The following is a 5,919-nucleotide window of genomic DNA, read 5'->3' as shown; positions in this document are numbered from 1 at the left end:
GGCCGCCGACGCGGCCTCGGGCGAGGTGCCGGACGGCGTCGAAGCGGTCGTTGCCAGCGCCGGCTGGCCGTCCGCTGCGGCGGACTGCGCGGATGCGTCGGCAGGCGACGTGCCGTCCGCGTGCGCCTGCAGCTGGGCCTGGACGGCCGCGGCCGCCGCGAGTGCGGCCGCATCGGGATTCGTCGCGGTCGATGCGTGCGCCTGGTCCGGCGACGCGTCGTCGTCATCCGCTTTGGCCGCGACCGGCTTCGCGTCGGCCGATTTCGGCGGTGCGGCATCTGCGGTGGCGGTCCGGTCGGCATCGTGCCGCGTGTCGACGCGTTGCTGCAGCGTCTGCGCGAACGGCGCCGTGGTGGGCGTCGCGGCATCGCGGTCGCTGCTCGCGGCAGACGACGCGCTGCGGCCCGCGGCTTTCAGCGCGGCGCCGACGGTATCGATCAGGGCGCCGGTCAGGGACAGGGAAGGCATGGCGATTCTCTCGTTCGAAGGCGGTGGGCGGATTACGACGTCCGGGCCGCGTCGGCCCGCATGCGCAGGATCTTCGCCGCGTGCTCGTCGGCTTCGCGCTGCTCGCGCTTGGCCGCGCGCTGCGCTTCCTGCGCGACGCCGCGCGCCTGCAGGATCTCGTACGAACCGACGGTGCGCTTCTTCTGCTGCCAGTTCGGCCGCGCCTCGTCGATCCGCAGTTCGGCAGCGGCGAGCACGCTGCGCTGCTGCGCGATCGCCGCATCGAGCGTGTCGATGAACGCCTGGAAGTTGCGCCAGTTGCCGGCCGGCATCCCATGCTGCGCCGACTGCGCGAAGCGCGCGTGATATTCGTCGCGATAGCGCAGCAGCGCGTCGAGCTGCTCGGCGGCGGCCGTGCGGTCGCGCTGCGCGGTGCCGAGCTGCTTCGCGGCCGCGTCGAGGTCTTCCTGCGCGCGATCGAGCAGCAGTTGAAGCGGGAAACCGTGTGCCATTTGCGTGAGCCTCCAGGGACCGGGTGGATCCGCGAACGGATTCAGGAATCGAACAACGCATCGAGCGCCGCGAGGCTCGACGCGAACGGTGCGCATTCGCGAAAGCCCTGCTGCAGGAACGCTTCGATGCGCGGATAGAGCGCGATCGCGCGGTCGAGCTGCGCGTCGCGGCCCGGTGCGTACGCGCCGACCGCGATCAGATCGCGGTTGCGCTGATAGCGCGACAGCATCTGCTTGAAATGGCGCACGCGGTCGAGATGCGTATCGTCGATCAGCGCGGTCATCGCGCGGCTGATCGATGCCTCGATGTCGATCGCCGGATAGTGGCCGGCCTCGGCGAGCGCGCGCGACAGCACGATATGGCCGTCGAGGATCGCGCGCGCCGAATCGGCGATCGGGTCCTGCTGATCGTCGCCTTCGGTCAGCACCGTATAGAACGCCGTGATGGAACCGCCGCCTTCGGGCCCGTTGCCGGTGCGCTCGACGAGCGCCGGCAGCTTCGCGAACACCGAGGGCGGATAGCCCTTCGTCGCCGGCGGTTCGCCGATCGCGAGCGCGATCTCGCGCTGCGCCATCGCATAGCGCGTCAGCGAATCCATCAGCAGCAGCACGTGCTTGCCCTGGTCGCGGAAGTATTCGGCGAGCGACGTCGCATACGCGGCGCCTTGCATCCGCAGCAATGGCGACACGTCGGCCGGCGCCGCGACGACGACCGAGCGCGCGAGCCCGTCCTCGCCGAGGATCTGCTCGATGAATTCCTTCACTTCGCGGCCGCGTTCGCCGATCAGGCCGATCACGATCACCTCGGCGCTCGTGTAGCGCGCCATCGTGCCGAGCAGCACCGACTTGCCGACGCCCGAGCCCGCGAACAGTCCCATGCGCTGGCCGCGGCCGACGGTGAGCAGCGCGTTGATCGCGCGGACGCCGACGTCGAGCACGTGATGAATCGGTTCGCGGTCGAGCGGATTGATCGACGGCGCGGACAGCGGCGCGTCGACCTTCGACGCGAGCGGGCCGAGCCCGTCCAGCGGGCGGCCGGCCGCGTCGACGACGCGGCCCAGCATTTCCCAGCCCACCGGCAGCCGTTTCGCGCCCGCGAGCGGATCGGCGACGGGCGCCCGTTCGAGCGGCCACACGCGCGCGCCGGGCAGCACGCCCGCGACGTCGGTGGTCGGCATCAGGAACAGGCGCTCGCCGGAGAAGCCGACGACTTCCGCCTCCGCATAGGGCAGCGTGCTGCCCGGCGGCAACTCGATCGTGCATTCGGCGCCGACCGACAGACGCAGTCCGATCGCCTCGAGCACGAGCCCGGCCGCGCGCGTGAGGCGCCCGCACGGGCGCAGCGGCAGTGCGCGCTGGCTCCGTGCCGAGAGCGCGTGCAGATGTTCGCGCCAGTGCGCGAGATGCGGATTGTGCGGGGCGCGCCGCGCGTCGGGCGCGGACGACGTACGCTGCGTCGCCCGCTCGGCGGACGGTGCGGCGTGGGCATCGTCCGCGTCGTGCGTCTCGTGCGCATCGTCCACGACGTCCGACCCGCGCGACGCGCGCGCGAGTTCACGCTCGAGCGGCGTCATCGCGCCATGCGCGAGCGACTCGGGCGTAGGCGGCGTCACCACGTGCTCACCTTGCCGATCGCGGCCGCGACGCGCTGCCAGCGCGTCGGCAGCGTCGCGTCGACTTCGCCGGTCGCCGCGTGTGCGCGGCAGCCGCCGCGTTCGATCGACGCGTCGGTGCGCACGCTCCAGCCGAGCGCATCGAGATCGTCCTGCAGATAGGCTTCGACGATCGGCAGATCGGCCGGGTTGACGGCCAGATGCGGCGCGCCGGACAGCGCGGGCTCGGCGGCCAGCACGTCGCGCACCGCCGCGACGAGCGCGGCCGGATCGTGCTTCACGTGCTGACGCACGACCTGCTGCGCGATGTCGAGCGCGAGCTGCGCGACGTCGGCCGCGAGATCGTGCTCGGCGCTCGCGAGCGCTTCGCGAAACGATGCGGCCAGCGCCGCGAGCTGCGCGGCCTGTTCGCGCGCTTCGGCCTGGCCGGCCTCGAATCCCTGCTGCCGGCCCTGCTCGAAGCCGGCCTGATAGCCGCGCGCCTGGCCTTCGACGTGGCCGGCCGCATGCCCTTCGGCGTGCGCGGCGTCGCGCACGCGCTGCAGTTCCTCGGCGAGCGCGGCGGCGGCCGCGGCCGCGTCGTCGGGCGGCGGCGGGGGCGGCGGCGGATCGAACGACGCCATCTCCCACCGCTGGTACGCGGTGAGCGTGCGGACGCTGGCCGGATCAGACATACGCGTCTTCCGCCTTGCCGCCGATCACGATCTGGCCGCTCTCGGCGAGGTTGCGCACGATCTGCAGGATGCGGCGCTGCTGCGCCTCGACTTCGGACACGCGCACCGGCCCGCGCGCGTCGAGATCCTCGGCGAGCAGTTCGGCCGCGCGCTGCGACATGTTCGCGAGGAACTTCTGGCGCAGCGGCGGCGGCGCGCCCTTGAGCGCGACGATCAGCGTCTCCGACTCGACTTCCTTCAGCACCATCTGGATCGCGCGATCCTCGAGGTCGAGCAGGTTCTCGAACACGAACATCTGGTCGACGATCTTCTGCGCGAGGTCCGGGTCGTACTGGCGCACGCTTTCGAGCACACCTTCCTCGTGCACGCTCGTCATGAAGTTGAGGATCTCGGCCGCGGTGCGGATGCCGCCCATCGGGCTGCGCTTCAGATTGTCGCTGCCGGACAGCAGGCTCGTCAGCACGTCGTCGAGCTCGCGCAGCGCGGCCGGCTGAATGCCGTCGAGCGTGGCGATGCGCAGGATCACGTCGTTGCGCAGCCGCTCGGTGAAGCACGACGCGATCTCGGAGGCCTGATCGCGATCGAGATGGACGAGGATCGTCGCGATGATCTGCGGATGCTCGTTCTTGATCAGCTCGGCCACGGCCCCCGAGTCCATCCACTTGAGCCCTTCGATGCCGCTCGTGTCGCTGCCCTGCAGGATGCGGTCGATCAGCACGCCGGCCTTGTCCTCGCCGAGCGCCTTCGTCAGCACCGAGCGGATGTACTCGCTCGAATCGAGCGAGAGCGCGGTGTGCTGCTCGGCTTCCTTCACGAACTCCTGCAGCACGTCCTCGACCTGCTCGCGCGTGACGTTCTTCAGCGCGGCCATCGCGGCGCCGATCTTCTGCACCTCGCGCGGCGCGAGGAAGCGGAATACCTGCGCGGCTTCTTCCTCGCCGATCGACATCAGCAGCAGCGCGCTTTTGGTCAAGCCTTCAGCGTTCATCGGACACCCAGTTCTTCACGACGGTCGCAACGATCTTCGGATCCTGGCGGGCGATCGTGCGCGCGTAGTCGAGGTTGCGTTCGTAGCGGTTCTTCTCGTTTTCGAAGGCGAGCAGCGCCGTATCGGACTCGTTTTCCGGCTCGGGCGCCGGCAGCCCGTCGAGCACGACCGGCTCGCCCGGCAGCGCGAGCGCCGGCGCCGGCGGCTCGGGCGGCGGGAACGCGCGGCGCATCGCCGGCCGCACGAACATGAAGTAGAGCGCCGCCGCGGCTGCCGCAATGCCGAGCCACTTCGCCGCTTCCTTCGCGAGCGCGATCATGTCGGGCTGGCGCCACCACGGCAGGTCGGCGTTCGGATCGGTCGCGGTCGAGAACGCGCTGTTCATCACGTTCACCGAGTCGCCGCGCTTCGCGTCGTAGCCCATCGCGTCCTTCACGAGCTGCTCGATCTGCGCGAGCTTCGCGGGCGGCAGCGGCTGCATCGTCACGTGGCCCTTCGCGTCGGCGACCGGCTGATAGTTGACGACGACGGCGACCGACAGCCGCTTCACGGTGCCCATCGGCTGCTCGACGTGGCGGATCGTCTTGTCGAGCTCGTAGTTGGTCGTCTGGTCCTTGCGGTCGCTGACCGGCGTCGTCTGCGGCGCGTTCGCGCCGTTGCCGGCGACGATCGGCGCGGACGCCGGCTGCGGCGGCGTGTTCGACAGCGCGCCCGGCACGCCCGACGCGCCGCTTTGCGCGAGCTCGGTCGAGGTGCTGGTCTGCTGGCTGCGGATCGCCGCCTGCTGCGGCGAACCGTTCGGCCCATAGCTTTCGGACGTCTGTTCGAGCTTCGAGAAGTCGATGTCGGCGCTGACCTGCGAGCGCGCGTTGCCGGCGCCGAAGATCGGGGCGAGGATCGCGTCGATGCGCTTCTGCGTGTTGCGCTCGACTTGCTGCACGTATTTCAGCTGGCTCGCGTCGAGGCCGGTTGCCGACGCCGGCTGCGTGAGCAGATTGCCGTCCTGGTCGACGATCGTGACGTTCTTCGCCGGCATGTCGGGCACGCCGGACGACACCATCCGGGTGATTGCCTGCACCTGGCCTTCGTCGAGCACGCGGCCCGGGTACAGATCGACGAACACCGACGCGCTCGGCGCCTCGCGATCGCGGACGAAGACGGACGGCTTCGGAATCGCGAGATGCACGCGCGCGCCGCGCACGGCGTTGATCGACTCGATCGTGCGCTGCAGCTCGCCTTCGAGCGCGCGCTGGTAATTGACCTGTTCGGCGAACTGGCTGATCCCGAACTTCTGGTTGTCCATCAGCTCGAAGCCGACCGCGCCGCCCTTCGGCAGCCCCAGCGCCGCGAGCTTGAGCCGCGTTTCGTGCACCTGGGCCGCCGGCACGAGGATCGCGCCGCCGGCGTCGGCGAACTTGTACGGCACGTTGGCCTGCTGCAGCGCGGCGATGATCGCGCCGCCGTCGCGGTCGGACAGGTTGCTGTACAGCACGCGATAGTCGGGCGCCCGGCTCCACAGCACGAGCGCCGTGACGACCGCGACCGCGAACGCGACGGCGATCAGGAACGGCAGCTTCGGATTGCCCTTCATCCGCGCGATGCCCGGAATGCGTTCCGCGAAGCCGCCGAGCCCGAAATCCGCGCCCGCGCCGCCCGCGCCCGGCAGCGCGGCGGCCGCGGCGGCG

At 70.8% G+C, this 5,919-nt stretch carries 5 protein-coding genes and 1 pseudogene; all 6 read right to left on the bottom strand.

Annotated elements, in window-relative coordinates; translation table 11 throughout:
• Nucleotides 1–468, bottom strand: a pseudogene (locus HMPREF3115_RS12650) (flagellar hook-length control protein FliK); the annotation flags it as partial.
• Nucleotides 469–500: 32 nt separating this feature from the next.
• Nucleotides 501–959 (bottom strand): flagellar export protein FliJ, encoded by a 459-nt coding sequence (fliJ, locus tag HMPREF3115_RS12645; protein WP_006411204.1) that lies wholly within the window; start codon nt 957–959, stop codon nt 501–503.
• A gap of 41 nt (nt 960–1,000) precedes the next feature.
• The gene (fliI, locus tag HMPREF3115_RS12640; protein WP_233632825.1) at nt 1,001–2,533 is read right to left on the bottom strand and encodes a flagellar protein export ATPase FliI; all 1,533 of its coding nucleotides are present in this window, start codon (nt 2,531–2,533) and stop codon (nt 1,001–1,003) included.
• 35 nt (nt 2,534–2,568) lie between these two features.
• Complete coding sequence (gene fliH / locus HMPREF3115_RS12635) at nt 2,569–3,246, bottom strand: flagellar assembly protein FliH (protein ID WP_070554616.1); 678 nt, start codon at nt 3,244–3,246, stop codon at nt 2,569–2,571.
• Nucleotides 3,239–4,234, bottom strand: a complete 996-nt coding sequence (gene fliG, locus HMPREF3115_RS12630; RefSeq protein ID WP_070554615.1) for a flagellar motor switch protein FliG — start codon at nt 4,232–4,234, stop codon at nt 3,239–3,241. Before fliG ends, fliH begins: the two co-directional genes overlap by 8 nt.
• A partial coding sequence (gene fliF, locus HMPREF3115_RS12625) for a flagellar basal-body MS-ring/collar protein FliF (protein WP_070554613.1) occupies nt 4,224–5,919 on the bottom strand: 1,696 nt, incomplete at its 5' end. The genes fliF and fliG, both read right to left, overlap by 11 nt.

Source organism: Burkholderia sp. HMSC10F09 (assembly GCF_001806955.1).
GTDB lineage: Bacteria > Pseudomonadota > Gammaproteobacteria > Burkholderiales > Burkholderiaceae > Burkholderia > Burkholderia multivorans.
Note: the sequence above shows the minus strand (reverse complement) of the source record. Positions and strands in the feature narration are given on the sequence as shown.